The 23,448-nt window shown below is 58.2% G+C and carries 22 protein-coding genes; 10 read left to right on the top strand and 12 right to left on the bottom strand.

Features of this window, described 5'->3' with window-relative positions; all coding sequences use genetic code 11:
- Nucleotides 1–94 precede the first annotated feature (94 nt).
- Entirely contained in the window at nt 95–703 is a 609-nt protein-coding gene (locus tag GS620_RS01460; protein ID WP_152457696.1) for a TetR family transcriptional regulator C-terminal domain-containing protein, read from the top strand.
- A gap of 47 nt (nt 704–750) precedes the next feature.
- On the opposite strand, the gene preA is transcribed toward GS620_RS01460, so the two are convergent.
- Genes preA through GS620_RS01445 form a run of 3 tightly spaced genes read right to left on the bottom strand, consistent with a single transcriptional unit; the run spans nt 751 to nt 4,291 of the window.
- On the bottom strand, nt 751–2,055 hold the full coding sequence (preA, locus tag GS620_RS01455) for an NAD-dependent dihydropyrimidine dehydrogenase subunit PreA (RefSeq protein WP_171228556.1): 1,305 nt from the start codon (nt 2,053–2,055) through the stop codon (nt 751–753).
- A gap of 18 nt (nt 2,056–2,073) precedes the next feature.
- Nucleotides 2,074–2,910, bottom strand: coding sequence for a methyltransferase domain-containing protein (locus GS620_RS01450; RefSeq protein ID WP_171168562.1), 837 nt, complete (start codon nt 2,908–2,910; stop codon nt 2,074–2,076).
- 46 nt (nt 2,911–2,956) lie between these two features.
- On the bottom strand, nt 2,957–4,291 hold the full coding sequence (locus GS620_RS01445) for an NAD(P)-dependent oxidoreductase (protein ID WP_171168565.1): 1,335 nt from the start codon (nt 4,289–4,291) through the stop codon (nt 2,957–2,959).
- Nucleotides 4,292–4,732: 441 nt separating this feature from the next.
- Here GS620_RS01445 and GS620_RS01440 point away from each other — a divergent pair, with 441 nt between their 5' ends.
- The 3 genes from GS620_RS01440 to GS620_RS01430 all read left to right on the top strand — a co-directional run bounded on the left by GS620_RS01440 (nt 4,733) and on the right by GS620_RS01430 (nt 7,806).
- Nucleotides 4,733–5,728, top strand: a complete 996-nt coding sequence (locus GS620_RS01440) for a hypothetical protein (RefSeq protein WP_171613722.1) — start codon at nt 4,733–4,735, stop codon at nt 5,726–5,728.
- 72 nt (nt 5,729–5,800) lie between these two features.
- On the top strand, nt 5,801–7,093 hold the full coding sequence (locus GS620_RS01435) for an O-acetylhomoserine aminocarboxypropyltransferase/cysteine synthase family protein (RefSeq protein ID WP_152457691.1): 1,293 nt from the start codon (nt 5,801–5,803) through the stop codon (nt 7,091–7,093).
- Between the two features lie 2 nt (nt 7,094–7,095).
- The gene (locus tag GS620_RS01430) at nt 7,096–7,806 is read left to right on the top strand and encodes a GNAT family N-acetyltransferase (RefSeq protein ID WP_171613720.1); all 711 of its coding nucleotides are present in this window, start codon (nt 7,096–7,098) and stop codon (nt 7,804–7,806) included.
- A 2-nt stretch (nt 7,807–7,808) separates the two neighbouring features.
- On the opposite strand, the gene GS620_RS01425 is transcribed toward GS620_RS01430, so the two are convergent.
- Nucleotides 7,809–8,513 carry an SIMPL domain-containing protein gene (locus GS620_RS01425; protein WP_371807861.1) on the bottom strand — a complete coding sequence of 235 codons (705 nt, stop codon included), beginning with the start codon at nt 8,511–8,513 and terminating at the stop codon, nt 7,809–7,811.
- A 155-nt stretch (nt 8,514–8,668) separates the two neighbouring features.
- Between GS620_RS01425 and GS620_RS01420 the strand changes: the two genes are divergently transcribed.
- Nucleotides 8,669–10,618 (top strand): hypothetical protein, encoded by a 1,950-nt coding sequence (locus tag GS620_RS01420; protein WP_171613718.1) that lies wholly within the window; start codon nt 8,669–8,671, stop codon nt 10,616–10,618.
- Between the two features lie 89 nt (nt 10,619–10,707).
- On the opposite strand, the gene hppD is transcribed toward GS620_RS01420, so the two are convergent.
- A complete protein-coding gene (gene hppD, locus GS620_RS01415) occupies nt 10,708–11,805 on the bottom strand; it encodes a 4-hydroxyphenylpyruvate dioxygenase (protein ID WP_171613716.1) in 1,098 nt (365 codons plus the stop codon).
- Between the two features lie 147 nt (nt 11,806–11,952).
- On the opposite strand from hppD, the gene GS620_RS01410 reads away from it, so the two are divergent.
- Both GS620_RS01410 and GS620_RS01405 read left to right on the top strand, forming a co-directional pair.
- Nucleotides 11,953–12,408, top strand: coding sequence for an Lrp/AsnC family transcriptional regulator (locus tag GS620_RS01410; protein WP_152457686.1), 456 nt, complete (start codon nt 11,953–11,955; stop codon nt 12,406–12,408).
- 20 nt (nt 12,409–12,428) lie between these two features.
- On the top strand, nt 12,429–14,309 hold the full coding sequence (locus tag GS620_RS01405) for a monovalent cation:proton antiporter-2 (CPA2) family protein (RefSeq protein WP_171204575.1): 1,881 nt from the start codon (nt 12,429–12,431) through the stop codon (nt 14,307–14,309).
- 30 nt (nt 14,310–14,339) lie between these two features.
- Here GS620_RS01405 and cobT read toward each other — a convergent pair whose 3' ends face one another.
- Nucleotides 14,340–15,350 (bottom strand): nicotinate-nucleotide--dimethylbenzimidazole phosphoribosyltransferase, encoded by a 1,011-nt coding sequence (gene cobT / locus GS620_RS01400; protein WP_171613714.1) that lies wholly within the window; start codon nt 15,348–15,350, stop codon nt 14,340–14,342.
- A gap of 78 nt (nt 15,351–15,428) precedes the next feature.
- Here cobT and cobS point away from each other — a divergent pair, with 78 nt between their 5' ends.
- Nucleotides 15,429–16,193, top strand: coding sequence for an adenosylcobinamide-GDP ribazoletransferase (cobS, locus tag GS620_RS01395; RefSeq protein ID WP_171613712.1), 765 nt, complete (start codon nt 15,429–15,431; stop codon nt 16,191–16,193).
- On the opposite strand, the gene GS620_RS01390 is transcribed toward cobS, so the two are convergent.
- The 6 genes from GS620_RS01390 to GS620_RS01365 all read right to left on the bottom strand — a co-directional run bounded on the left by GS620_RS01390 (nt 16,190) and on the right by GS620_RS01365 (nt 22,093).
- Complete coding sequence (locus tag GS620_RS01390) at nt 16,190–16,951, bottom strand: ion channel (protein ID WP_171613710.1); 762 nt, start codon at nt 16,949–16,951, stop codon at nt 16,190–16,192. The genes cobS and GS620_RS01390 overlap by 4 nt on opposite strands.
- Nucleotides 16,952–17,068: 117 nt before the next feature.
- On the bottom strand, nt 17,069–17,578 hold the full coding sequence (locus GS620_RS01385; protein WP_171116428.1) for a CarD family transcriptional regulator: 510 nt from the start codon (nt 17,576–17,578) through the stop codon (nt 17,069–17,071).
- A 282-nt stretch (nt 17,579–17,860) separates the two neighbouring features.
- Nucleotides 17,861–18,199: a ferredoxin FdxA gene (gene fdxA, locus GS620_RS01380; protein WP_152457680.1), complete on the bottom strand. Its 339-nt coding sequence runs from the start codon at nt 18,197–18,199 to the stop codon at nt 17,861–17,863.
- A gap of 66 nt (nt 18,200–18,265) precedes the next feature.
- Nucleotides 18,266–18,631: an RNA-binding S4 domain-containing protein gene (locus GS620_RS01375; RefSeq protein ID WP_171168579.1), complete on the bottom strand. Its 366-nt coding sequence runs from the start codon at nt 18,629–18,631 to the stop codon at nt 18,266–18,268.
- A gap of 6 nt (nt 18,632–18,637) precedes the next feature.
- Nucleotides 18,638–21,463: a helicase-related protein gene (locus tag GS620_RS01370; RefSeq protein ID WP_171613708.1), complete on the bottom strand. Its 2,826-nt coding sequence runs from the start codon at nt 21,461–21,463 to the stop codon at nt 18,638–18,640.
- Between the two features lie 21 nt (nt 21,464–21,484).
- Entirely contained in the window at nt 21,485–22,093 is a 609-nt protein-coding gene (locus tag GS620_RS01365; RefSeq protein WP_171204570.1) for a tetratricopeptide repeat protein, read from the bottom strand.
- 30 nt (nt 22,094–22,123) lie between these two features.
- Between GS620_RS01365 and GS620_RS01360 the strand changes: the two genes are divergently transcribed.
- Together GS620_RS01360 and GS620_RS01355 are read left to right on the top strand one after the other, a co-directional pair.
- Complete coding sequence (locus GS620_RS01360; protein ID WP_152457676.1) at nt 22,124–22,414, top strand: SCP2 sterol-binding domain-containing protein; 291 nt, start codon at nt 22,124–22,126, stop codon at nt 22,412–22,414.
- Entirely contained in the window at nt 22,414–23,388 is a 975-nt protein-coding gene (locus tag GS620_RS01355; protein ID WP_171613706.1) for an alpha/beta fold hydrolase, read from the top strand. Before GS620_RS01360 ends, GS620_RS01355 begins: the two co-directional genes overlap by 1 nt.
- The last annotated feature ends 60 nt before the right edge of the window (nt 23,389–23,448 follow it).

Here is a 23,448-nt window from a genome sequence, read left to right as displayed (position 1 = left end):
ACGGGTTCGGTATCAGTCAAGAATTTGCGCGGTTCAGCTGAAATTTTCAGTACGTCCCGCACCTGTTCGACGAAAAAAGAGACACGCTGAAAACATGCCAAAAGACCGCGCACCAACCCGTATTCAGAAAAAGAACCGCGCCGCGATTCTAGAGGCCGCTCTGAACGTGTTTTCAGCCCACGGGTTTCGCGGCGCAACCGTAGACCAGATCGCGGCAGAAGCAGGTCTGAGCAAGCCGAACCTGCTGTACTATTTCCCATCAAAAGAAGCGATCCATACTGAATTGCTGTCCGGCCTGCTGGATACCTGGCTGGCTCCGCTGCATGATCTGGACGCCAATGGCGATCCGATGGAGGAAATCCTGGCATACATTCGGCGCAAGTTGCAGATGAGTCAGGAGCTACCACGGGAAAGCCGCCTTTTTGCCAACGAGCTTGTACAGGGCGCGCCGCGTATTCACGATGCATTGTCCAATGACCTCAAGACACTGGTCGACGAAAAGGTCACGATCCTTACCGGCTGGATGGATCAGGGAAAAATCGCGCGGGTGCACCCCTACCACCTGGTGTTTTCGATCTGGGCCTTGACGCAGCACTATGCAGATTTCGATGTTCAGGTTCGTGCAATTCTGGGCAACGAAGATCCGTTCGAGGGCGCAGAAACTTTTGTTGACACGTTGTACCGCAAACTTCTGAGCCCCTGAAAAAAGGGGCCGAAAAAACGGCCCCTTTACGATCTGTCGCAATCCCCTCATTCGGCCGCCTTGGCCATCGGGTTGTTCGGATGCGTCGTCCAGTTCGCATAGGTTGGCTGAACTTCTTTTCCGGTCCGGGGATCAACCTCGCCCGCTGCCATCGGCACCATATCGATGCAGCCTTCGATCGGACAAACATCGACGCAGAGGTTGCAGGCGACGCATTCGTCATCCATCACCTCAAAGACGCGGTCCTCGGACATGGAAATCGCCTGGTGGCTGGTGTCTTCGCAGGCCGCATAACACCGGCCACACTTGATGCACTGATCCTGATCGATCTTCGCCTTGGCGACGTAGTTGAGGTTCAGATACTGCCAGTCGGTGACATTGGGCACCGCACGTCCGATCACTTCATCTATGCTGGAATAACCCTTCTCATCCATCCATTCCGACAGCCCTGCCGTCAGTTCGTCGATGATCTTGAAGCCATAAGTCATCGCAGCGGTGCACACCTGAACGTTGCCGCAACCCAACGAGATGAACTCGGCCGCGTCACGCCAAGTGGTGACGCCGCCGATGCCGGAAATCGGCAGGCCCCGCGTCGCCTCGGCCCGCGCGATCTCGGACACCATCGACAATGCAATGGGCTTGACGGCGGGGCCGCAATACCCACCGTGGCTGCCTTTGCCGTCAATGGACGGTTCAGGGCTGAACGTGTCCAGATTGACGCTGGTGATCGAATTGATGGTGTTGATCAGCGACACCGCATCCGCGCCACCGTTTCTGGCTGCCGCAGCCGGTTTGCGGATGTCAGTGATGTTCGGCGTAAGCTTAACGATGACCGGACGGTCGTAATACTGTTTGCACCAGCGCGTGACCATCTCGATATATTCCGGAACCTGCCCCACGGCCGAGCCCATACCACGTTCACTCATCCCATGAGGGCAGCCGAAGTTCAGTTCGATCCCGTCCGCACCGGTTTCTGCCACGCGTGGCAGAATGGCCTTCCATGCTTCTTCCTCGCACGGCACCATGATCGACGCGATCAAGGCGCGATCCGGGTAATCGGATTTGACCCGCGCCATTTCCTCGAGGTTCACCTCGAGAGGGCGATCCGTGATCAGTTCGATATTGTTCAGGCCCAGCAAACGGCGGTCGGCCCCGTAGATTGCGCCATAGCGCGGGCCATTCACGTTCACGACCGGTGGTCCTTCGGCGCCCAGCGTTTTCCAGACAACGCCGCCCCACCCGGCTTCGAAGGCGCGGCGCACATTGTATTCCTTGTCCGTCGGCGGCGCAGAGGCCAGCCAGAACGGGTTGGGGCTGGAAATGCCCAGAAAGTTTGTCGTCAGATCGGCCATAGCTTCTCCCTTCCCGGCTCAGCCGGATTTTTTGAATATCATTTCGGTCGGGCGAATACGCCCGGCCTTGAGGTTTTTGACGTAGTTTTGGAACTTTTCGGGCGCCGTTTCGCCCATCATCAGGTGGATCCCCAGCGGCGCTGGTCCGGTCTCGGCTATCTTGGCAAACACATCTTCGAAGAACTGGATCGCAAACGCGGTGCGTTCTGTTTCGGCAACCAGCTCAAGACCGGCCGCAGCCGCGGCGTCTTTGTATACCTCTGGCGCGTGAACAAAGGAGGTTTCCGGCAAAGTGGACCAGGGAAGCGGAAAATCCAGCGGCTCATCCACCTCTCCGCCCATGACGTCGAACAGGGCAAAGGTGCCACCGGTGGCCAGTACGCGTGACACTTCAGCGAACAGCCCCGCTTTGTCTTCGATATTCATGCCCACATGCATCATGACGGCAAGGTCGAACCCGGCATCCGGCACAGGCATGTCCAGAGCACTGCCAACGTGAAAGCTGGTCTTTTCGGAATGCCCGACCAAATCGCTGAGCGCAGTTGCGGTTTCCACGAACTCGGGCGTCAGATCGACCCCTGTAACCGTTGAGTCATATTTGTCCACTATGTACCGGGATGTGCCTCCGATGCCGCATCCGATATCCAGGACGCGTGTCGCATGGGTCGGGGAAAGTTGCGCAAACAGGTTGTCGGTCGCAAGAACGCCGCCTGTATGGAATTCATCCCCCGCCTTCAGATCAGCGACCGTGGCCGCATCCGGGTCGATGCCGCTGGCCTTCAGCGCCGCGCGGACGCGTTCGGTCAGTGCACCGGTGGTATAGTGTTGAGCAACGGCTTGTTCGATCTGGGACATGGGAATACCTCAGCAGCGAAAGGAATGGGGTGAATACCCCACCCTATCACGAAACGAGCGTTGCGTGGATGTCCATCGCCGCGTCCCGACCTTCGGCAACGGCCGTTACGGTCAGATCTTCACCGCCCGCAGCGCAGTCACCACCAGCCCAGACACCAGCCAAGGAGGTTCGGCCAGCACCGCTGACGGCGATCTTGTTGCCATCCAGCGTCAGGCCTTCGGGTGCGCCCTCCAAGGTCTGCCCAATAGCCTTGAGAACCTGATCGGCCGGCAAGCGGATCGTTTCTCCGGTGCCGATGAGCTGACCGTTCTGGCTGGATGTATATTCCAGCTCGATCTCGGTCGCGGTACCATTGCCGTGGATGGCCACCGGCTGAACATTGGTCATGATCCGAACGCCATGCGACGCTGCCAGGTCCCGCTCGTACCGGCTGGCCCCCATGGCATCCCGGCCGCGGCGATAGGCAATCGTGACGTTTTCGGCGCCCAGAAGCTTGGATTTCACGGCGGCATCCACAGCTGTCATGCCCCCGCCGATGACGACCACATTCCGTCCAACGGGCAGATCGGCAAGGTCGCTGGCCTGCCGCACGTCCGATATGAAATCGACCGCGGCCCGCACACCGTCCTTGTCGACGCCGCCTGCACGCAAGGCGTTGACACCGGCAAGACCGATGGACAGAAACACCGCGTCGTAGTTTTCGACCAGCCCATCCAATGAGATGCTTTCGCCCAAAACCGAACCGGTCTCGATTGCAATCCCGCCGATTTTCAGCAGCCAGTCCACCTCGGCCTGAGCAAAATCGTTGGTCGATTTGTAGGCTGCGATACCATATTCATTCAGGCCGCCGGGTTTGGGCTTGCTTTCATGGATCACCACATCATGGCCCAGCATCGCCAGCCGATGGGCACAGGCCAGACCCGCAGGCCCGGCCCCCACAACGGCAACTGTCTTGCCGGTCGAAGGCGCACGTTCAAACGGATGCACACCCGAGGCCATGATTTCATCGGTAGCGAAACGTTGCAGGCGCCCGATTTCAACCGGCTTGCCCTCGGCGGCTTCGCGAACGCAGGCCTCTTCGCACAGCGTTTCGGTTGGACAGACCCGAGCGCACATTCCGCCCAGAATATTCTGTTCCAGAATCGTGCGCCCTGCTGATTGCGGTTGACCGGCTTGAATCTGGCGAATGAACAACGGGATATCGATATCCGTTGGACAGGCCGTCACGCATGGCGCGTCATAGCAGAAATAACAGCGATCTGCGGCTACTGCGGCCTCATGCTGCGCAAGCGGCGGATGCAGATCGGTGAAATTCGAGGTCAGCTCATCGCTTGAAAGCCGCCCGGCTACGATACCGGGTGCCATCTGGCCCTGTGCCATCACTCTACTCCCTGTAGATATGTTTGTTATGCTTTCAGCTTGCCACAAATAATTTTTTTATCAATTGGTAAAATTTGCCAAATGGTCAAAAAATTAAAAGCCTTGCAAAAACAACCGTGTTTTTGGGCACTTCGCTTAGGGATTAAGCACGAAAAGCGTTGAATCATTGGGTCCGAAGGCAGGATTTGCCCAGGAAAGGGTTGTGCGGGTATTGGCAAACAAGGTTCGGTCAGCATCGCACGCAACCGAATTCACCTTTCGACATGAACCGGGCCAACCTCGGAAAATCCGCAAAATGACCTTGCTCAGCCCTTCCTCGGCGCAATGAGAGGAATGCCATAGAAAACAAGAATCAAACTTTCGGCTTTTGACGCCCCACCCCGCTTGCTGTAACCCGGATCAAAGGGTGCCGGTTCCGGCAGCTTTCAGGAATGGGCATAGATGCAGGCAAGTTCTCGGAAATTCAACATCGCGGTTGTCGGGCAAAACAACCGCCTGCAATATGAGGCCCTGTTGTTCGCGGCCTCGCTTCGCCATTGTTCGCCCGGGTTCAAAGGCCGGCTGTTTGTCGCCACACCCAACCCGGGCCCGCGCTGGACCCACAACCCCTGCATCCAGGACGAAGACGTTTTGAAAGCCCTGAAACAGTTGGATGCCGAAATCCTGCCCTTCGACTCGCATGTTTTTGGCGAAAGCTACCCTTATGGCAACAAGATCGAGGCTTTGTTGGCTCTGCCGGAAGGTGAACCCTTTGTGTTCTTCGATACGGACACGCTGATCACCGGCGACATCACAAGCGTTCCGTTCGATTTCGACCGCCCCGGAGCCTCACTGAAGGTCGAGGGCACGTGGCCAAAGCCGACGCTGTACGGCCCCGGCTTTGACGGTATCTGGCGGTCGCTTTATGCACGCTTCGGGCTGGATTTCGAAAGCTCGGTGGATCCGGACCAACCCGATGGTTACTGGCGGCGATACCTTTACTTCAACGCAGGTTACTTCTTTTACAAATGCCCCAGGATGTTCGGTGAACGTTACCTGGACTACGCAAGAACGATCCGGGATGAAAACATTCCCGAACTGACGGGCCAGAACCTTGACCCATGGCTGGATCAGGCAGCCCTGCCGCTGGTCATTCATTCTTTCGGCGGTGGGCGAGATGCTTTGCCGGACGGGCTTCTGGATGGGTCCGTCAGCTGCCACTATCGCCTTTTCCCTTTGCTTTATGCCCGCGAAAGCGATCACGTGATCGATGTGCTGGAAACCGTCGTGGCCCCCAACAAGGTCAAAAAAGTGCTCAAACAGTATGATCCTTTGAAAAAGCTGGTTCTTCAGGGCAAAGGCGAAAAAATCCGTGCGCTCTTTGATCAGGACAATCTGCCGCGGCGGGAACAGGCACTGCGCAACGCGATCAAAAGCAAAGGACTCTGGCTGCGCTGACAGGATCGTTGTGCGCAGGCGGGCAATGGCCTACAGATTCCGCAAGACAGATACCAACAGGAGATTTTCACGATGTCTGACGGCCCGACCTACGGTTTCGACACATTGCAAATTCATGCGGGTGCCCGCCCCGACCCGGCGACCGGAGCACGCCAGACACCGATTTATCAGACCACGGCCTATGTGTTCCGGGATGCGGACCACGCAGCGGCCCTGTTCAACCTGCAAGAGGTGGGCTTTATCTATTCCCGCCTGACCAACCCAACCGTCGCCGTTCTGCAGGAACGCGTGGCGACGCTTGAAGGCGGCGTCGGGGCGGTGTGCTGCTCGTCCGGGCATGCGGCACAGATCATGGCGCTGTTTCCGCTGATGGGCCCCGGCTGCAACGTGGTCGCCTCGACCCGTTTGTATGGCGGTACGGTCACGCAGTTCAGCCAGACGATCAAACGCTTTGGCTGGTCCGCCAAATTCGTGGACACCGATGATCTGGACGCCGTGAAGGATGCCATCGACGAAAACACCCGCGCCGTGTTCTGCGAGTCCATCGCCAATCCGGGCGGTTATGTGTCTGATATCCGTGCGTTGGCGGATGTTGCTGATGCAGCGGGCATTCCGCTGATTGTCGACAACACCTCGGCCACACCCTATCTGTGCCGTCCGATCGAGCACGGAGCAACGCTGGTTGTGCATTCTACCACCAAGTACCTGACCGGCAACGGCACCGTCACAGGCGGGTGCATCGTGGATTCTGGCAAGTTCGACTGGTCCGCGAATGACAAATTCCCGTCACTGAGCGAACCTGAGCCTGCCTATCACGGCCTGAAGTTCCACGAGACCTTTGGCCCGCTGGCCTTCACCTTCCACGGCATTGCCATCGGTCTGCGTGATCTGGGCATGACCATGAACCCGCAGGCAGCCCATTACACGCTGATGGGGATCGAAACACTGTCGCTGCGGATGGAGCGTCACGTCGAAAACGCCCAGAAAATCGCAGCGTGGCTGGAAGCGGATGACCGCGTGGAATACGTCACCTATGCGGGATTGCCGTCATCACCTTACAAGGACCGGGTCAAATCACAGTATCCGCGTGGCGCCGGTGCACTGTTCACCTTTGCGGTGAAGGGCGGTTATGACGCCTGTATCAAACTGGTCAACGCTCTTGAGATTTTCAGCCATGTGGCCAATCTGGGCGATGCCCGCTCGTTGATCATCCATTCGGCCTCGACCACCCACCGTCAACTAACGCCGGAACAACAAGAGGCTGCCGGTGCAGGTCCGGGTGTCGTGCGGGTGTCTATCGGCATCGAAGACGTGAACGACCTGATCGCGGACCTTGATCAGGCCCTCGCCAAGGCCAGCGCCTGACAATGGCCGGGCACGCCACAAACGCACTGGGCCAGCCCATCGGTTTGCCGGTGTCGGGTGACTTTCCGCGCCCGACACCGCCTCATACACCGATGGAAGGCCGGTACTGTTCTGTCGTGCCACTGGATGTGAATCGCCATGCGCCCGGGCTTTTTCGGGCGTTTGCAAATGACAGGGATGGCCGTAACTGGACTTACCTGCCCTATGGCCCGTTTGACAGCGAACCGGAATTTGAAGACTGGGCCCGCACCAACTGCATGGATGCGGACCCGATGTTTCATACCGTATTGGATGCGGACGAAGTGCCGGTGGGCATGGCCTCTTATCTTCGGATCGAACCCGCAGCGGGTGCCATCGAAGTCGGCCACATCCACTTTTCGCCGCTGCTGCAACGCAAGCCGCAATCGACCGAGGTCATGTACCTCATGATGAAGCGGGTTTTCGACGAGCTTGGCTATCGCCGGTACGAGTGGAAATGCGACGCACTGAATGCACCGTCACGCAATGCCGCTGAACGGCTGGGATTTACTTTCGAAGGGGTGTTCCGGCAGGCGACCCATTACAAGGGCCGCAATCGGGATACGGCGTGGTACGCGATCATCGACACCGAATGGCCGCGCATTCGCGATGCATTCGAAGCCTGGCTGTCGCCCGACAATTTTGACGGCACGGGCCAGCAGCACAAACCGCTGATGGCCCGCGCGAAAGCGTGATCTTAGTCTGAAATCTCGAATTCCATCGAGACACTGACGGAAACCGAGACCTCGCCTCCCGCGACGGGAACACCACCCGCATCCGCCATGCTCAGCGCGCGCATTTCTGCCATCGGACGAATGCCAGCCGTTTGTTCCGAGATCGACTGAACCGGACCAAGCGTCACGCCCGCTGCCTCTGCCAACTGCTGTGCTTTGGCCGTGGCTTCGCCAACGGCCTTGGCACGCGCCTGCGCCTCGATCGGGTTGGGATCCTGCACGCCAAAGCTCAAGCCCCCGAAATCATTGGCGCCGTCCTGAATGACCGCGTCCATGATCTTCCCCAGTTGGGTCAGGTCGCGCACACGTACAAACACGCGATTGGACGCAGTAAAGCCGGTGATTTCCGGTGTCTCCCCATTCTGTCCGTGACGACCCGACCAGACGGGGGACAATGACAGATCCCGTGTCTGGACGTCACGATCTTCGATACCCATCTCGGTCAGACGCGCCAGGACTTTGGAAACGGCATCCGACGTCGCCTGCATCGCAGCCGAGGCTTCGGCGTTTTCGTTGGTCACGCCCAAGGTTATCGTCGCCATATCAGGCGCAATCTGCACTGTTCCGGTTGCATCAACGTTGATGCGACGTTCTTCCGCATGAGCGGCCCCGGCAGCCGTTGCCGCCATCATCGCGGCCAGAAAAGCGAATGTCTTCAAGGTTATCACTCCAAATTACTCTGCTTTTAGATGGGTTGACGGGTCCTTGCGATACAAGAGGGGATACCGCCTTTTTCTTTCCCTCGGCGGGTTCCTGCTTTAATGTCGGTCTGCAAACGCAAAGTCGTTTGCATTGACATTGATAATTATGGTTCCTCCGGAATATGAAACCCGCCTTTGCGCTGTCTTTTTCTGCGACCGGAATAACACTGCACCACCGTTCCGATGACGACTGGTTTGTCGTCGGTACGATTCCGCTGGATGTTCCGGACTTGTCCGCACAGATACAGGCGTTGCGGGAAAAGGCATTTGCGCTGGAAAATGATCTGAGCTGCAAGCTCGTGCTGCCAGAGGATCAGGTTCGGTTTCTAAAGCTTTCGACCGATGGGCTGCCGCCGGAAGGCCGGACGGAACGTATCGAAAGTGCTCTGACCGAGGCCACGCCTTACGCCCTGTCGGAACTGAGTTATGACAGCCAGACCGAAGGTGACACGACCTATGTTGCCGCCGTGGCGGTTGAAACTCTGGCCGAAGCACGGACCTTTGCCTCGGAACATGGTTTTGTGGTGGTGGCGTTCACTGCCGAAGATGAAGAGGGCGCGTTCCCGCGCGAGGCGTTGTTTCGCGAAACCTCGGACGCTTCCGATCTGTCACACCCGGAAAACCAGCCATCTCCGGTGGAAATGGACGCAGTTGAACAGGCTGATGATTCCGGCCTGCCCACCCATCCGATTGCCGGCACCGCCGCGCCCGAGGCTTTCCGAGTACCCCGGGAAACAGCGAACAGCCTGGATGCATCTTCAAGGGTAAACCGGTCTGCCATTCCGGTCTTTGCCGCTGTGCTTCTCGTTGGTGGGCTTGTTGGCGTATGGCTGGCATCGGGGTCCGACCCTGAACAGGATCAGGCGGAACAGCGCCCGGCTCAGGTTGCGGTTCCCGCCACTGAACCCGCCGCAGAGCCCCTGACTGAACCAGAGCTGGACACGGCTGCGCTGGAAGCCCCGCAACAAACCGTTCCGGACCTTGCGACCGATGACGCCGAAGAGCCTGCGAACGAGCCCTCAGAAACCGAAACCGGTACGCAGCCGGATCTGACTGCCACAGATGCAGCCATTCTGGAGGCCCTCAAAGTAGCCCCTACCGCGGTGGAATCCGTCGCTCTGGACCCCGAGACGCAAAGAGGTGTCGAGGCCGTTACGGGCATAAGCACGACAGCGCCAGCGGCACCGGAAATACCCGAAACTGTTGAACCGCAGGAATTGTATCTGGCATCACTCGACAACGCCGATCTGTTCGAGGATGCGGTTGCCCTACCGCCCGACCCCAGTTTTGACACCGACGCTCCTTTTGAACCCGACGTATCCCCCAACATTGCGGGCACTCGGTTTGATCTGGATGAGAACGGCCTGGTCGTGCCAACACCGGAAGGCACCGTGAATCCGGAAGGGATCGTTGTTTATCTGGGGCGCCCATCCAAGGTTCCGCCTGAAACTCCGGTTCGTTTCGAAGAAGAACCGGTGGTCGACGAGGTCGACGACAGATTGGCGGGCATTCGGCCCAAGCCACGCCCAGCTGATCTGGTCGAGAATTTCGAGCGCGGTCAACTGGGTGGCCGGTCATTGGAGGAATTGGCATCCAAGCGACCGAAAACGCGCCCGGAAAGCCTTCAGACCAAGCCACAGGTCGATGATGCACCAACGGCCTTGGCTGTCGTAAGAGTACCGCGCCCCAAATCCCGCCCTGCCGGATTGGCCCCTGCCAAATCACCTGCTTCAAACAGTTCGAATCTTGGGTCCACAGCAGCATTGGATCAGAAATCCGATGAAGCAGGATCGTTCCAACCAAAAACCGTCGCACCCAAAATCCCTTCGACCGCGTCGGTCGCACGACAAGCCACGATCGACAACGCAATCAATCTGCGCAGGCTGAACCTGATCGGGGTCTACGGAACGCCAGCCAACAGACGCGCATTGGTGCGGCTTCCCAGCGGGCGTTACAAAAAGCTGAAAGTCGGAGACCGCCTTGATGGCGGGAAAGTGATCGCGATCAGCGACAGTGAGCTTCGATATCAGAAAAAGGGCCGCAACGTGACCCTTGCGATGCCGCGCAGCTGAAAAACGGCAATCGATCTTCTAACGTACCAACCGTCACATGAAAGCGCCGAAGGCAGATGAACTGCCCCCGGCGTGTCAATACGTTGCAATCAGGCTGCGGAAATCTCGCCGCTTTCGATCTGTTCGCGTTCGATGGATTCGAATAGCGCCTGGAAATTTCCCTCGCCGAAACCGTCGTCGCCCTTGCGCTGAATAAACTCGAAGAAGATCGGTCCGATGACGGTTTTCGAGAAAATCTGTAGCAGAATCCGGGTCTCACCACCGTCAACAACGCCTTCACCATCGATCAGGATGCCGTGTTTCATCATCCGGTCCAACGGCTCCTCGTGGCCGGCCACGCGGGTCTTGGACATCTCGTAATATGCCTGGTTCGGGCCCGGCATGAATTTCAGACCGTTTTCCGCAATTGCATCGGTCGAGGCGTAAATATCGTCACTGCCGACAGCAATATGCTGGATGCCTTCACCTTTGTATTTCTTCAGGTAAGACACGATTTGCCCCGTCTCACCGCGGTCTTCGTTGATCGGGATGCGGATACGACCACAAGGAGACGTCAGCGCCCGGCTGTACAACCCGGTGAACTTGCCCTGAATGTCAAAGAAACGAATTTCACGGAAGTTGAACAGGTCGCCGTAGAACTTGAACCACTTGTCCATGTTGCCCTTGTAGACGTTGTGCGTCAGGTGATCGAGATAGAAGAAGCCCACACCCCGTGGTTTGGATTCCTTGATCCACTCGAATTCCTGATTGTAGGGCGATGTGTCGTAATATTGATCGATGAAATAGATCAATGATCCGCCGATGCCCTTGATCGCAGGCACATTCATGGTTTTGTCAGCGCCGTCGTAAGGTTCTGCACCTTTCGACACCGCATGGTCATAGGCCTTTTGCGCATCAACAACGCGCCACCCCATGGATGGCGCGCAAGGGCCGTGCTCGTCCACGAACCTCGCGGCAAAGCTGTCGGGATCCGCGTTCAGGATATAGGTTACATCCCCTTGCTGCCACAGCTCGACGGCGGGTTTTTCTTTGTGGCGGGCCACCAGATCAAACCCCATCTTCGCGAACAGATTACGCAGCTCCTGCGGCTCAGGATGGGCAAACTCGACGAATTCAAACCCATCGGTACCGGCAGGGTTTTCTTCGCTGATAACAGATTTCGGGGCGTTGTGTGGGAAAGGACCCATGGCGCGTCTCCTTCGAAAACAGGAATTTCTTTGCTGATTCAAAAATATGACTTTTGTGACGCTGTTTCTGCGCATTGTTTTCGTGTAAACTGCCGATGGGCGCGCAAAACGCGCATAAAAGTTAATAAAGGCAGGATTTTTCCGCACATGCTGGACGCGACCGACAAGCGATTGCTTTCCGCCCTGCAAAAGGACGCACACCTGACCGCGCACCAACTGGGCGAAATGCTGAACCTGTCGCCCAGTCAGGCAGGACGCCGCCGCCAGCGGCTTGAGGCCGAAGGGTACATCACCGGGTATGCCGCCCGGCTGGACCCGTTGAAACTGGGTCTGCAAGTGCAAGGCTTTGTTCAGGTCCATCTGGGGACTCATGGCCCTGAACAATCTGCAAGCTTCGCCCGCATGGTCGACACCCGCCCCGAAATTACCAGCGCATGGACGATGACCGGAGAGGCAGATTACCTGCTGCACATCTATTGTGACGATCTTTCCGCGCTCAACAGCTTGCTACATTCGGTCATCCTGCCGCATCCTGCCGTTGCAAGGGTCCATAGCCAGATCGTAATGGACCAACTGAAACGCGACGCCCCCCTGCCCACCTGAACGGGCCCGAGAGGACACCTATGGACGTATTCCTATATCAGGCTTCGATCTATCTGGCAGCGGCGGTCATCGCCGTTCCCCTGTCTGCACGGCTGGGGCTGGGGTCGGTGCTGGGATACCTGGCCGCCGGGATCATCATTGGACCTGTTCTTGGGCTTGTCGGCGCGGAAACGGAAAACCTTCAGCACGTTGCCGAATTCGGTGTGGTGATGATGCTGTTCCTGATCGGTCTGGAACTGGAGCCGCGCGCCCTGTGGGATATGCGCGACAAGTTGCTGGGGTTGGGCGGGTTGCAGGTTGCGTTGTCGACGGCTGCGATCGCTGCCGTGGCAATGTACGCCAACCACCCCTGGTCGGTCGCCCTGGCCGTAGGGCTGACCTTGTCGCTGTCATCCACGGCAATCGTTCTTCAGACTCTTTCGGAAAAGGGCCTGATGCGAACAAATGGCGGTCGAGCTACGTTTTCGGTGCTGCTGACGCAGGACATAGCGGTCATTCCGATCTTGGCCTTGCTTCCACTTCTGGCCTTGCCGGCCATGCCTCATATCGAATCGGATGGTTCGATTGACCGCGGGGCCGGAGACCTTCACGGCGCGGACCATCACAGCCTTTCTCTGGTCGAAGGTCTGCCGGGTTGGGCCGTCACGCTGGTTACGATCGGGGCAGTGGTGTTTGTCATCCTGGCCGGTGTCTACCTGACCCGCCCGCTGTTTCGCTTCATCCACGCGACCCGCCTGCGCGAGATGTATACTGCTCTGGCGCTTATGATCGTGGTCGGGATTTCCTTCCTGATGACCCTCGTCGGACTTTCTCCTGCCCTGGGCGCCTTCCTGGCGGGCGTGGTTCTGGCCAGTTCCGAGTTCAGACATGAAATGGAAAGCGACCTTGAGCCATTCAAAGGGCTTTTGCTTGGGCTTTTCTTCATCACGGTCGGTGCCGGGATCGATGTTGCCTATTTCTTTGATGATCCCCTTGACCTGATCGGTCTGGCGCTTCTTTTGATCCTTGCAAAAGGGATCATCCTGTATCTTGTGGGTAAGGCCTTCAAGTTGCGTGGGCGCGATCACTGGCTGTTTACCTTGGGCTTGGCGCAAGCGGGTGAGTTTGGCTTTGTTCTGCTGGCATTTTCCACGCAACAGAATGTCATCCCCCCCGACCTGTCCCAAAAACTGCTGATGATTATCGCTTTGACGATGCTGATCACACCGCTTCTGTTTATCATCTACGATCTTCTGTCGCGAAAGATCGGCGACACTTTCAAAGAACCTGTGCCGGACGAAATTGACGAAAAAGGCCCCGTCATCATCGCCGGGATTGGTCGGTTCGGGCAGATTGTAAACCGGCTGGTGCGGGCCAGCGGGTTCAAGACGGTTGTACTGGACCATGATATCGAAACCATTCAGTTGATGCGCCGTTTCGGCGTCAAAGGGTTTCTGGGCGATCCTACACGCCCTGAATTGCTGCGCGCTGCGGGGTTGGAAAAAGCGTCGGTCCTTGTCGCCGCCATGGATGACCACAAGCAAGTCACGCGGCTTGTCGGGTATGCCAGACGGCAGCGCCCTGACCTTCACATCATCGCCCGCGCCCGCGACCGGACGCATGTGTACGAGCTCTATCAGGCTGGCGCCAACGACATCGTGCGGGAACTTTTCGACAGCTCATTGCGCGCAGGCCGCTATGTTCTGGAGAATGTCGGGCTGAGTGAGTACGAGGCCGCACAGGCAGAACAGACCTTTTATCACCATGACCGGATGTCTGTTCGCGATCTCGCCGAACTATGGGTCCCGGGTCTGCCAACTGCCGAAAACAAGAAATACATCGAGCGTGCACAGCAGCTGGAAAAGGATCTGGAAACCGCGCTGCTGGAGCTGGCGGAAAAACACGCCAAGAAGTCCGCCTGACCCAAGCCTGTGCCCGGGTCAGGCAATGAATCAACCGTCAGAAACCCCTGCCTCGGCAAAGGTTGCCATACCGGAATGGCAGGCCACGGCGCTTTTGAGAATATTGATCGCCAGTGCCCCGCCCGACCCTTCGCCCAGCCGAAGACCAAGACTCAGCAGCGGTTCCTTGCCCAGCTTCGCCAATACGGCACCGTGTGCGGCCTCGGCGCTTTGGTGGCCGGCCACGGCGTGATCCAGCGCGGTGTCCGACAGCCTCCACAGGCAGGCAGCGGCGGCGGTACAGATAAAACCGTCAAGGATCACAGGAATGCGCAATATCCGCGCGGCGGCAATCGCCCCTGCCATCGCCGCGATCTCACGACCTCCGAGGCAGCGCAGGATTTCAAGGCCGTCCTCTGACTTGTGCAACGCTACACCTTCGGCCACAACGCGGGTCTTGTTGGTCAGCCCTGCATCATCGACGCCTGTCCCGCGACCTGTCCAATCGGCCGCGTCACCGCCGAACAGCGCGCAGGCAATGGCGGCTGCCGGGGTCGTGTTGCCAATGCCCATCTCGCCCACGACCAAAAGATCTGCCTGCGGGTCCACGGCCTGCCAGCCGGTGCGCAGCGCATCCAGCAGTTCGGCTTCCGTCATGGCCGGTGCCTGGGTGAAATCTGCGGTCGGGTTGTCCAGATCCAGTGCGTGTACATCCATCGCCGCACCCGCCGCCCGGGCCAGTTGGTTGATCGCCGCACCGCCATGTTCGAAGTTCATCACCATTTGCACGGTCACTTCCGACGGAAAAGCCGAGACCCCCTGTGCAGTGACGCCGTGATTTCCGGCAAAGACGATGACCTGTGGCGCCGCGATCTGTGGCCGGGCATCTCCTCGCCATCCTGCGTACCAGATTGCCAAATCTTCAAGTCGCCCCAGCGCGCCCGGGGGTTTCGTCAGTTGTCCGTTTCGCTCTGCCGCGCCCTGCGCCGCGGTGGCATCCGGCCCCGGAGCCGCTGCAAGCGCAGCACGGAACGCGTTCAAATCATTCAGTTCAGGCAACATGAAAGCCTCATTGCATCAGAGTGGTCCTGTGTGTTTAACCGAAGCATCGAATCCAACAAGACCCCGAAAGGCACGGGCGTGCATAAAAACGACACCAATCCCTTTTCCCTGTGGGATATTCCGCTGGCTCTGGTGCTGTTGACCCGCCTGCCCCTGCCCCGATTGCCGGAACCTGTATTCAAACGGCAGGCACAGGCGGCATGGGCCTTCCCCGTCGCCGGGCTGGCCGTCGGAGCGATTGCCTGTCTGGCTGGATGGTTGGCAATGGTCTTTCATCTGCCCCCTTTTGTTGCCGCGACCCTGTTGGTTGCAATGTTGATCATGACGACGGGCGCGATGCACGAGGACGGTCTGGCCGATACGTTCGACGGCCTCTGGGGCGGGTTCACCGCTGAACGTCGACTTGAAATCATGAAAGACAGCCAGATCGGAACCTATGGTGTTCTCGCTTTGGTTTTTTCTCAGCTTGCTCGGGTTTCGGCAGTTGCCGCGATTTTGGCAACCGGGTCGATTTGGGCGATTCTGGCAGCCTGCATGTTCTCACGCGCCTTGATGCCGGTTTTGATGGCATCCCTGCCAAACGCCAGAAAATCGGGGCTGAGCCATTCGGTGGGAACCCCCGGCGCGATTTCGGTCAGCATGTCCTTGGGCCTGGCCGCTCCAATCGCCGTTTTCCTGTGCGGGGGTGCGGCGATCACCGCCATCTTCTCTGCCGCCTCGGTTGCTGCCATCTTGGCGCTGACAGCGCGCAAGAAGATCGGCGGCCAGACCGGGGACATACTTGGGGCATCGCAACAACTGGCCGAGATCGCGTTTCTGCTTGCCATCAGCGCGCAGATTTAGGACGCGCCGCCTGTTTCGATCCGCAGTGTTCCACCGCAATGCTTGCAATGCACGGCATCCGGATCATGCCGATACAACCCGCAGCTTGGGCATTTGTGACGTACCTTCTGCGGCATGAATATCGCCTGCGCCAAACGGACAAACAACGCGACGCCCACGACCATGATGAAGACCGAGAACAGCTTGCCCCAAGGGGTGCTCAGCGTGATGTCACCGAACCCGGTTGTGGTCAGGGTGGCCATGGTGAAATACAGCGCGTCTATGTAAGGCGTCTGGGCGTCTTCCGGAATGAAGAACACCAAAACCGCCGTAGAGGTGGCAAAGACAAATACCATCAGATTGATTGCCGCAATCACCGCGTCTTCATGGGTGCGAAAAAAGCTGCTGTCGCGTCGCAAGTCCCTGAGCAGATGGTATGAGTGGATCAGGCGCAAGGCCCGCAGAATCCTCAGGAAAGCCAGGTTGCCCGTCAGGAACGGATCCAGAACCAGCGAGACGATGACGACAATATCCGCCAGCGTATAAATCTGGCGCAGCAACTTCCAACGATCCTTTGAAATCCAAAGCCGCGCAGAGAAGTCCAAGAAAATCAAAAAACCGATCAACTGGCTTGCAAGGACCAAGCCGGGACCATGAGGGACGTGAGCCGTTGCGACAAAGAAAATGATTGTCGCAACATCGAACAGGATCAGAGCGTACCGAAACCAGACCGAAATCGGGTCATGTCCGATATACAGATATCTAACTGTCTGCTTCATGTCCGCCCTGTAGCTTGCTGCATATACAGTGAAATTAGCGGTACTTGCGGAATTCACCAAGCCACGAAAAAGGCCGCCCCGATGGTGGAGCGGCCTGTTGTCATATTGAACTCGCTGTCAGGCAGCGCGAGAGGTCAGAACTTCGTCCACCTGTTTGGCAGCGGATACTTCGCCGGTGCCGGAAACCGCCGCGACCTCGCGGGTCAGACGTTCCAGGGCAGCTTCGTACAGCTGACGCTCGGAATAGCTCTGCTCGCGCTGGTCGTCCGTGCGATGCAGATCGCGGACCACTTCCGCAATCGAGATCAGATCGCCCGAGTTGATTTTCTGTTCGTATTCCTGAGCACGGCGCGACCACATGGCGCGTTTGACCTTTGCCTTTCCCTTCAGCGTTTTCATCGCCTGACTGATCACGTCGGGCGAGCTGAGCGACCGCAGACCGGATTCGGTAACCTTGTTGGTCGGCACGCGCAGTGTCATCTTGTCTTTCTCAAATGAGATGACGAACAGCTCCAGAGAGAATCCCGCGACTTCCTGTTCTTCGATCGAGATGATCTGGCCTACGCCGTGGGCGGGGTAGACAACATAGTCGTTCGGGCGGAACTCGAGCTTTTTCGACTTTGTCATTCAGTTTTTTCCTTGCTTGCGGACGGGACACAGACAACAAAAACACCACATGCGGGGACTTTTTCAGCCCCGACAGGCGGCGATATTGTCACAAATTCAAATCTCCAAAGCGAGCATACTTGTGGAGCGCATCCCAATCTCGGTCATCATACAAGAACCAACTATATCACAAAAATACGACACCCGAAAGTTTACCCCACGGTAAATTTTCATATTCAACCTGTTTTCAACAGGTTGTGCCGCGTTCTTTGCGCATCAAACAGGGGTTTGAGCGCGAATCGTTCAACCACCCTCGCCCGGTGCTTCCGAGAAATACTTCTCCATCTTGCCTTCTTCACCGTCGCGTTCTTCCGCATCAGGAAGCGGATCTTTCTTGGTGACGATCACGGGCCACATTTCCGAGTACTTGCGATTGAATTCGACCCATTGATCCATGCCCGGTTCAGTATCGGGGCGGATCGCGTCGGCCGGGCATTCCGGTTCGCAAACACCGCAGTCGATGCATTCGTCGGGATGGATGACCAACGTGTTCTCACCTTCATAGAAACAGTCCACCGGACATACTTCGACACAGTCGGTATATTTGCAGGCGATACAGTTTTCGGTGACAACATAGGTCATGATCGGATTCCCGTTTGCGGTTTGAGCGTTTAGCTAATTCAGTCTGGCCTACTCTTCAAGATATGATCAGCGATCTTCGGTGCGAGAAAGATCAAGTGAACGGCGATCTTTCTTTGTCGGGCGACCTTTTCCCTCAAACCCCGGATTTTTGGGCGGAACGTCCTGTTTTTCGGTCATATCGAAATACAGCGTTTGCGCTTCGGGGGCCGGACCACGGCGATCCCCGATTTTTTCGATGCGCACAACGCGGACGATACGGCCCTGAGGAAAGGTCAGAACGTCGCCCGGGGCCACGGCCTGCGCCGGTTTTTGCACCCGGTTTCCGTTCAACCTGACATGGCCGCCGCTGACCTGTTTGGCGGCCAGGCTGCGGGTCTTGAAGAACCGCGCCTGCCACAACCATTTGTCAATCCGCAGCTTGGCCTCGGCCATTTCGGATCAGTTGCCGTCCTTCAAACCCATCAGCGCGGCTGCAAACGGGTTGTCAGGATCAATCGCCTTTTCCTTTTTCGGCGGCCGCGACGAGAAGATCTTGGCGCCCTGAGGCTTGCCGCCCTTCTTGCCGTGCGGTTTGCCACGGCCATCCTGCGGTTTGCCGCGCGGTTTGCCCTTGCCCTGCCCCTGCTCGCGGCGCGGGCCTCGGTTGGGCTGTCGCTGACGGGCCCAGGTGAAGGTGTAGAACACTTCAACCTCGGGTTCGTCTGACACTGGTTCTGCGGGAATGCTGTCCGCGCCAGCCTCGGCTGCCGCCTCGGTGCCGTCGGTGGCCTCGGCTGCCGCCTCGGCGGGTGCGGCGACCTCTTCTGCCGCGACTTCACTTGCCGGGGCTTCTTCGGCGGTCGGTTTGTCCGCTTCAGCTGCCGCCGGCTGTTCGACCGGTGCAGGTTTGACTTTCGGCCGCTCGCCGCGTTCCGCCTTGTATCCCAGCCCCTGCATCAGGTCTGCGAACTGATCCAGGGTCATACCGGTGATCGACAGCATATCGGGTTTGGCTTCGAATCCCCCGCGGCTGTCTTCAGCGCGCAGCATGTCCGCCAAACGTTCCAACATGTCGATACGGATCGAACGCTCGCCTGCATCGCGGTAGCCACACATGGTGTCATAGCCCTGCGGTGCATCCTTGGCGACCGGCACGGTCACCAGGCCCGGAGGTGGCGCTTCGGGGAATTCCTGCAACCCGCTGGACAGCGCCCAAAGCACGAGACGCAGACGCGTGGGGGCCGGTTTCAACAGCAGCGGCATGAAAATGGTGAACTGGCCGAACCGGATACCATGCTTGCGCAAGGCACCGCGGGCGTCCTGATCAAGATCCTTGACCTCTTGTGCGACCTGGGCGCGGGGCAGGATACCCAGCGCTTCGACCATGCGGAAAGCAAAGCCTTTGGCAAGGCCGCTGAGTTCCTCATCACGGGACAGGTTCAGCAGCGGCTCGAACAGAGCGGCCACCTTGCGGTCAATGAAGTGCTGCAAACGGCGCTGCACTTTCTGCTCGACATCCGGCCCCGCCGCTTCGTCAACGAACACTTCGACCATAGGTTTGAGAGGTTCCGCCCCGGCAACCAGCTTGCCAACGGCGTATTCACCCCACATCAGGCCACCCTGATCAGTGAAATCAATTTCAGTATCGGGCGCGTTGTAGAAGCGATCGGCGCGCAGATGGAATTGCGGCGCGAGTGCTTGCAGAGACGCCGATTTCAGAGCTTTCGCCTCGGTTCCCTGCGCGCTTTTGTCCGGGATGAACCGGAACCCTTCCAGACGACCGACGAATTCGCCTTCGACGGTCACTTCACCCTTGTCATTTACTTCGGCCAAAAGGGCCTCCTTCTGTTTGAGCCGGCGCAACAAAACCGATGTGCGCCGATCCACAAATCTTTGCGTGAGACGCTCATGCAGAGCGTCGGACAGTCTGTCTTCTACAGTGCGGGTTTCGTCACGCCAATGTGATTCGTCACGAACCCACCCTTTCCGCTGCGCAACATATGTCCACGTGCGAATATATGCCAATCTTTTAGATAAAGCGTCGATATCGCCGTGGGTCTGATCGATCCGTCTGATCTGCCGCGCCATGAACTCGTCGGGAATAGATCCCCGTTCATGCAGATGGCCATAGATCACCTCCAGCAAGCTGGCGTGTTCCGCATGGCTGATACCGCGAAAATCAGGGATTCTGCACACATCCCACAACAACCGGATGGACGGGCCGTCGCTTGCCCGGGCGACAACCTCGGTCACTTGCGACAACGATTTCAAAGCGTTCAGGTCATCAGCAGGGCGGGCCTTGATCAGGTGTTCATCATCCGGGCTGACCTCAAGCGAGTCGATCAGCGCATCGATCGAGCCGAACCGAAGGGCGGCATTCCGCCAGTTCAGCTTTTTCATCGGCGTAAACCGGCTGTCCATGATCGCCTGCGCCACGCCCTCGTCCAGCGGCGGGGCCTCTCCGGTTACGCCGAAGGTGCCATCCGACATCCCGCGACCTGCCCGGCCTGCGATCTGCGCCAGCTCATTCGGCGCAAGCGGACGCATCCTGCGCCCATCGAATTTGGACAGGGATGAAAACGCAACGTGGTTCACATCCAGGTTCAACCCCATCCCGATAGCGTCCGTGGCAACCAGGTAATCAACCTCGCCGTTTTGATACAGGTCCACCTGTGCATTCCGGGTCCGCGGGCTGAGCGCCCCCATGACCACCGCGGCACCACCTTTCTGGCGGCGCAGCAATTCGGCGATGGCATAGACGTTTTCAACCGAGAACCCCGCGATGGCGCTGCGCGCAGGCATCCGGCTGATCTTTCTGGAGCCCGAGTAAACCAGCTGTGACATCCGCTCTCGCCGCACGAACTGCGCCTGGGGGACCAGCGCCGAAATCGGGCCACGCATTGTGTCCGAGCCCAGGAACAATGTCTCGTTCGTGCCGCGAGACCTAAGCAGACGGTCGGTGAAGACGTGACCCCGTTCCGGATCGGCACAGAGCTGGATCTCATCGATGGCAACAAAATCAGCGCCCATGCCTTCCGGCATCGCCTCAACCGTGCACACCCAATACTGGGCGCGGGGCGGTACGATCCGTTCTTCACCCGTGACCAGCGCCACCACCGACGGCCCACGGATCGCAACGATCTTGTCATAGACCTCGCGCGCCAGGAGGCGCAGCGGCAGACCGATCACGCCGGTCCGATGGCCCAGCATGCGTTCGATAGCGTAATGGGTTTTACCAGTGTTGGTCGGGCCAAGTACGGCCACGATTCGGGATGACCCGCTCACATTCGCCCCCTGCCCCGAGCCTTACAGCGCCTTGCCTTCAACCTGAGGCTTCAGCCGATTCACGGCATTGGTTACTTCTTCGTGATGAGGATGTATAGACAACGCCCGAGAATAAGCCTCGTAGGCTTTCCGAGGTTCCCCGATAACTTCAAAGATCAGACCCAGACCGTAAATCGCCTCATAGTGATTTGGATTCAGCGTCAGCACATGTTCCAGATCGGCGGCCGCCATACCAAATCGCTCGACCCCGAAAAAGGCAGATGCGCGCAGATGCCAGCCTTCGGCGAAATCAGGCGCGTGATCCGTCAGCGCGGTCAGGTGATCCAGAGCAGCGTCGACGTCGCCCTCATCCAAGGCCTCGCGTCCCCGCTCCAGCAGCAGATCAGCCGACGCAGACCCCGATTGCGACCACAGCGCCTGCAACTGCCGATCCAGTGCAATTGCCTGTTCCGGGGTCGACTGCGCCAGTTTTTGCAGCAACTCATCCTCGTCCCGTGAATCCGCCTGCTGCGCGAAACAATTGGTGGAAAACGTGACTAGGACAAAAAGTGCCGCAACGGTACCTTTGAGATTGTGAATTGCAATGCTCATAACAATAGTCAGTGTAGCGTTGCGACCGGGGATGTCCATTCACGGCGCACTAACAATATGAGGAAAAGCATGAGCGAGACTCTTGAAAAGGCGGCTGCCGCACTGAACGAAAAACTGGATGGCGGCGCGTTTGATGACACGGCCAAGTTCGCCATCACCGATCTGGGTTCGATCGTTCTGGACGAAAACGGTGCGCGGGTCAGCGATGAAGAGGCCAGTGTCACCATGAGCGCTGATGCAGAGACATTCGAACAGATCCTCAGCGGTGAGCTGAATCCGACCGGCGCGTTCATGTCCGGAAAGCTGAGCATTGACGGCGACATGGGTGTTGCCATGAAGCTTGCCTCGGTGCTGGCCTGATGGAGTTGTCGCCGGCCCCCTTTTTTGAAGACGTGGCCGGCGGACCTGCCGGTGGAAAGGCCCATTGGTTGACGACGTCTGACCAAAAACGCATTCGCGTGGGTCACTGGCATCCGGATGATGGCGCACATGGCACCGTCATGATGTTCCCCGGACGCACCGAATATATCGAAAAATATGGCAGTACCGCCGGTGAATTCGCGAAGCGCGGCTTTGCGATGCTGGCCGTGGACTGGCGCGGTCAGGGTCTTGCGGATCGGTTGCTGGACAACCCACGCATCGGCCATGTCGATCATTTCACAGATTACCAATATGATGTTCAGTCAACCCTGGACCTTGCCAACGCTCTGGATTTGCCCAAGCCGTGGTACGTCGTCGGGCATTCGATGGGCGGTGCCATCGGGTTGCGTGCCGTCATCGAAAAAGGGTGTTTTGCCGCGTGCGCGTTCACCGGCCCGATGTGGGGAATTTTCTTCACTCCGGTCATGAAACCTCTGAGCCGCGTTACAGCGTATTGGGGCACCGCGCTTGGCCTTGGCGAACGCACCCCCCCGACCACGACGCTTGAAAGCTATGTCCTGTCGCAACCTTTCGACGGGAATATGCTGACCCGCGACCCGGACATGTACCGGATGATGCAAAATCAGCTGAATGCGCATCCCGAACTGGCTCTTGGTGCCCCTTCCAACCGCTGGCTGCGCGAGTCGCTGGACGAATGCGAATGGTTGATGGAACAGCCCGCCCCAAAAACACCCTGTCTGACTTTTCTGGGCAGCCACGAACAAATCGTCGATCGCAAGGCCATACGGGCGCGCATGGCCAATTGGCCGAATGGTACATTGATCGAAATCCCGAACGGTGAACATGAAGTGCTGATGGAAGCACCGGACGTTCGGGGCCCGGTTCTGGACCAGCTTGCCAGTCATTTCCGGGCCAACCAATCAAACGGGGCGTCCAAGCTGGTTTCCACGTAAACCTTTTCACCTTGGGATTGGCCGCTTGTGATCCGCGCGCGCCAACCCTAGATGTTTGCA

Origin of the sequence: Ruegeria sp. HKCCD6428, from assembly GCF_013110595.1 — a bacterium.
Lineage (GTDB): Bacteria > Pseudomonadota > Alphaproteobacteria > Rhodobacterales > Rhodobacteraceae > Ruegeria.
This window is presented reverse-complemented; position numbering and strand designations above follow the sequence as displayed.

Coding starts and splice junctions, on each gene's coding strand:
- GS620_RS01445 (WP_171168565.1), bottom strand. CDS start 4,291: ATGGCACAGGGCCAGATGGCACCCGGTATCGTAGCCGGGCGGCTTTCA.
- GS620_RS01430 (WP_171613720.1), top strand. CDS start 7,096: ATGGCCGGGCACGCCACAAACGCACTGGGCCAGCCCATCGGTTTGCCG.
- GS620_RS01375 (WP_171168579.1), bottom strand. CDS start 18,631: ATGGCCGAGGCCAAGCTGCGGATTGACAAATGGTTGTGGCAGGCGCGG.
- GS620_RS01435 (WP_152457691.1), top strand. CDS start 5,801: ATGTCTGACGGCCCGACCTACGGTTTCGACACATTGCAAATTCATGCG.
- preA (WP_171228556.1), bottom strand. CDS start 2,055: ATGGCCGATCTGACGACAAACTTTCTGGGCATTTCCAGCCCCAACCCG.
- fdxA (WP_152457680.1), bottom strand. CDS start 18,199: ATGACCTATGTTGTCACCGAAAACTGTATCGCCTGCAAATATACCGAC.
- GS620_RS01440 (WP_171613722.1), top strand. CDS start 4,733: ATGCAGGCAAGTTCTCGGAAATTCAACATCGCGGTTGTCGGGCAAAAC.
- GS620_RS01450 (WP_171168562.1), bottom strand. CDS start 2,910: ATGTCCCAGATCGAACAAGCCGTTGCTCAACACTATACCACCGGTGCA.
- cobT (WP_171613714.1), bottom strand. CDS start 15,350: ATGTTGCCTGAACTGAATGATTTGAACGCGTTCCGTGCTGCGCTTGCA.
- GS620_RS01390 (WP_171613710.1), bottom strand. CDS start 16,951: ATGAAGCAGACAGTTAGATATCTGTATATCGGACATGACCCGATTTCG.
- GS620_RS01360 (WP_152457676.1), top strand. CDS start 22,124: ATGAGCGAGACTCTTGAAAAGGCGGCTGCCGCACTGAACGAAAAACTG.
- GS620_RS01355 (WP_171613706.1), top strand. CDS start 22,414: ATGGAGTTGTCGCCGGCCCCCTTTTTTGAAGACGTGGCCGGCGGACCT.
- GS620_RS01410 (WP_152457686.1), top strand. CDS start 11,953: ATGCTGGACGCGACCGACAAGCGATTGCTTTCCGCCCTGCAAAAGGAC.
- GS620_RS01385 (WP_171116428.1), bottom strand. CDS start 17,578: ATGACAAAGTCGAAAAAGCTCGAGTTCCGCCCGAACGACTATGTTGTC.
- GS620_RS01420 (WP_171613718.1), top strand. CDS start 8,669: ATGAAACCCGCCTTTGCGCTGTCTTTTTCTGCGACCGGAATAACACTG.
- GS620_RS01460 (WP_152457696.1), top strand. CDS start 95: ATGCCAAAAGACCGCGCACCAACCCGTATTCAGAAAAAGAACCGCGCC.
- GS620_RS01365 (WP_171204570.1), bottom strand. CDS start 22,093: ATGGACATCCCCGGTCGCAACGCTACACTGACTATTGTTATGAGCATT.
- GS620_RS01405 (WP_171204575.1), top strand. CDS start 12,429: ATGGACGTATTCCTATATCAGGCTTCGATCTATCTGGCAGCGGCGGTC.
- hppD (WP_171613716.1), bottom strand. CDS start 11,805: ATGGGTCCTTTCCCACACAACGCCCCGAAATCTGTTATCAGCGAAGAA.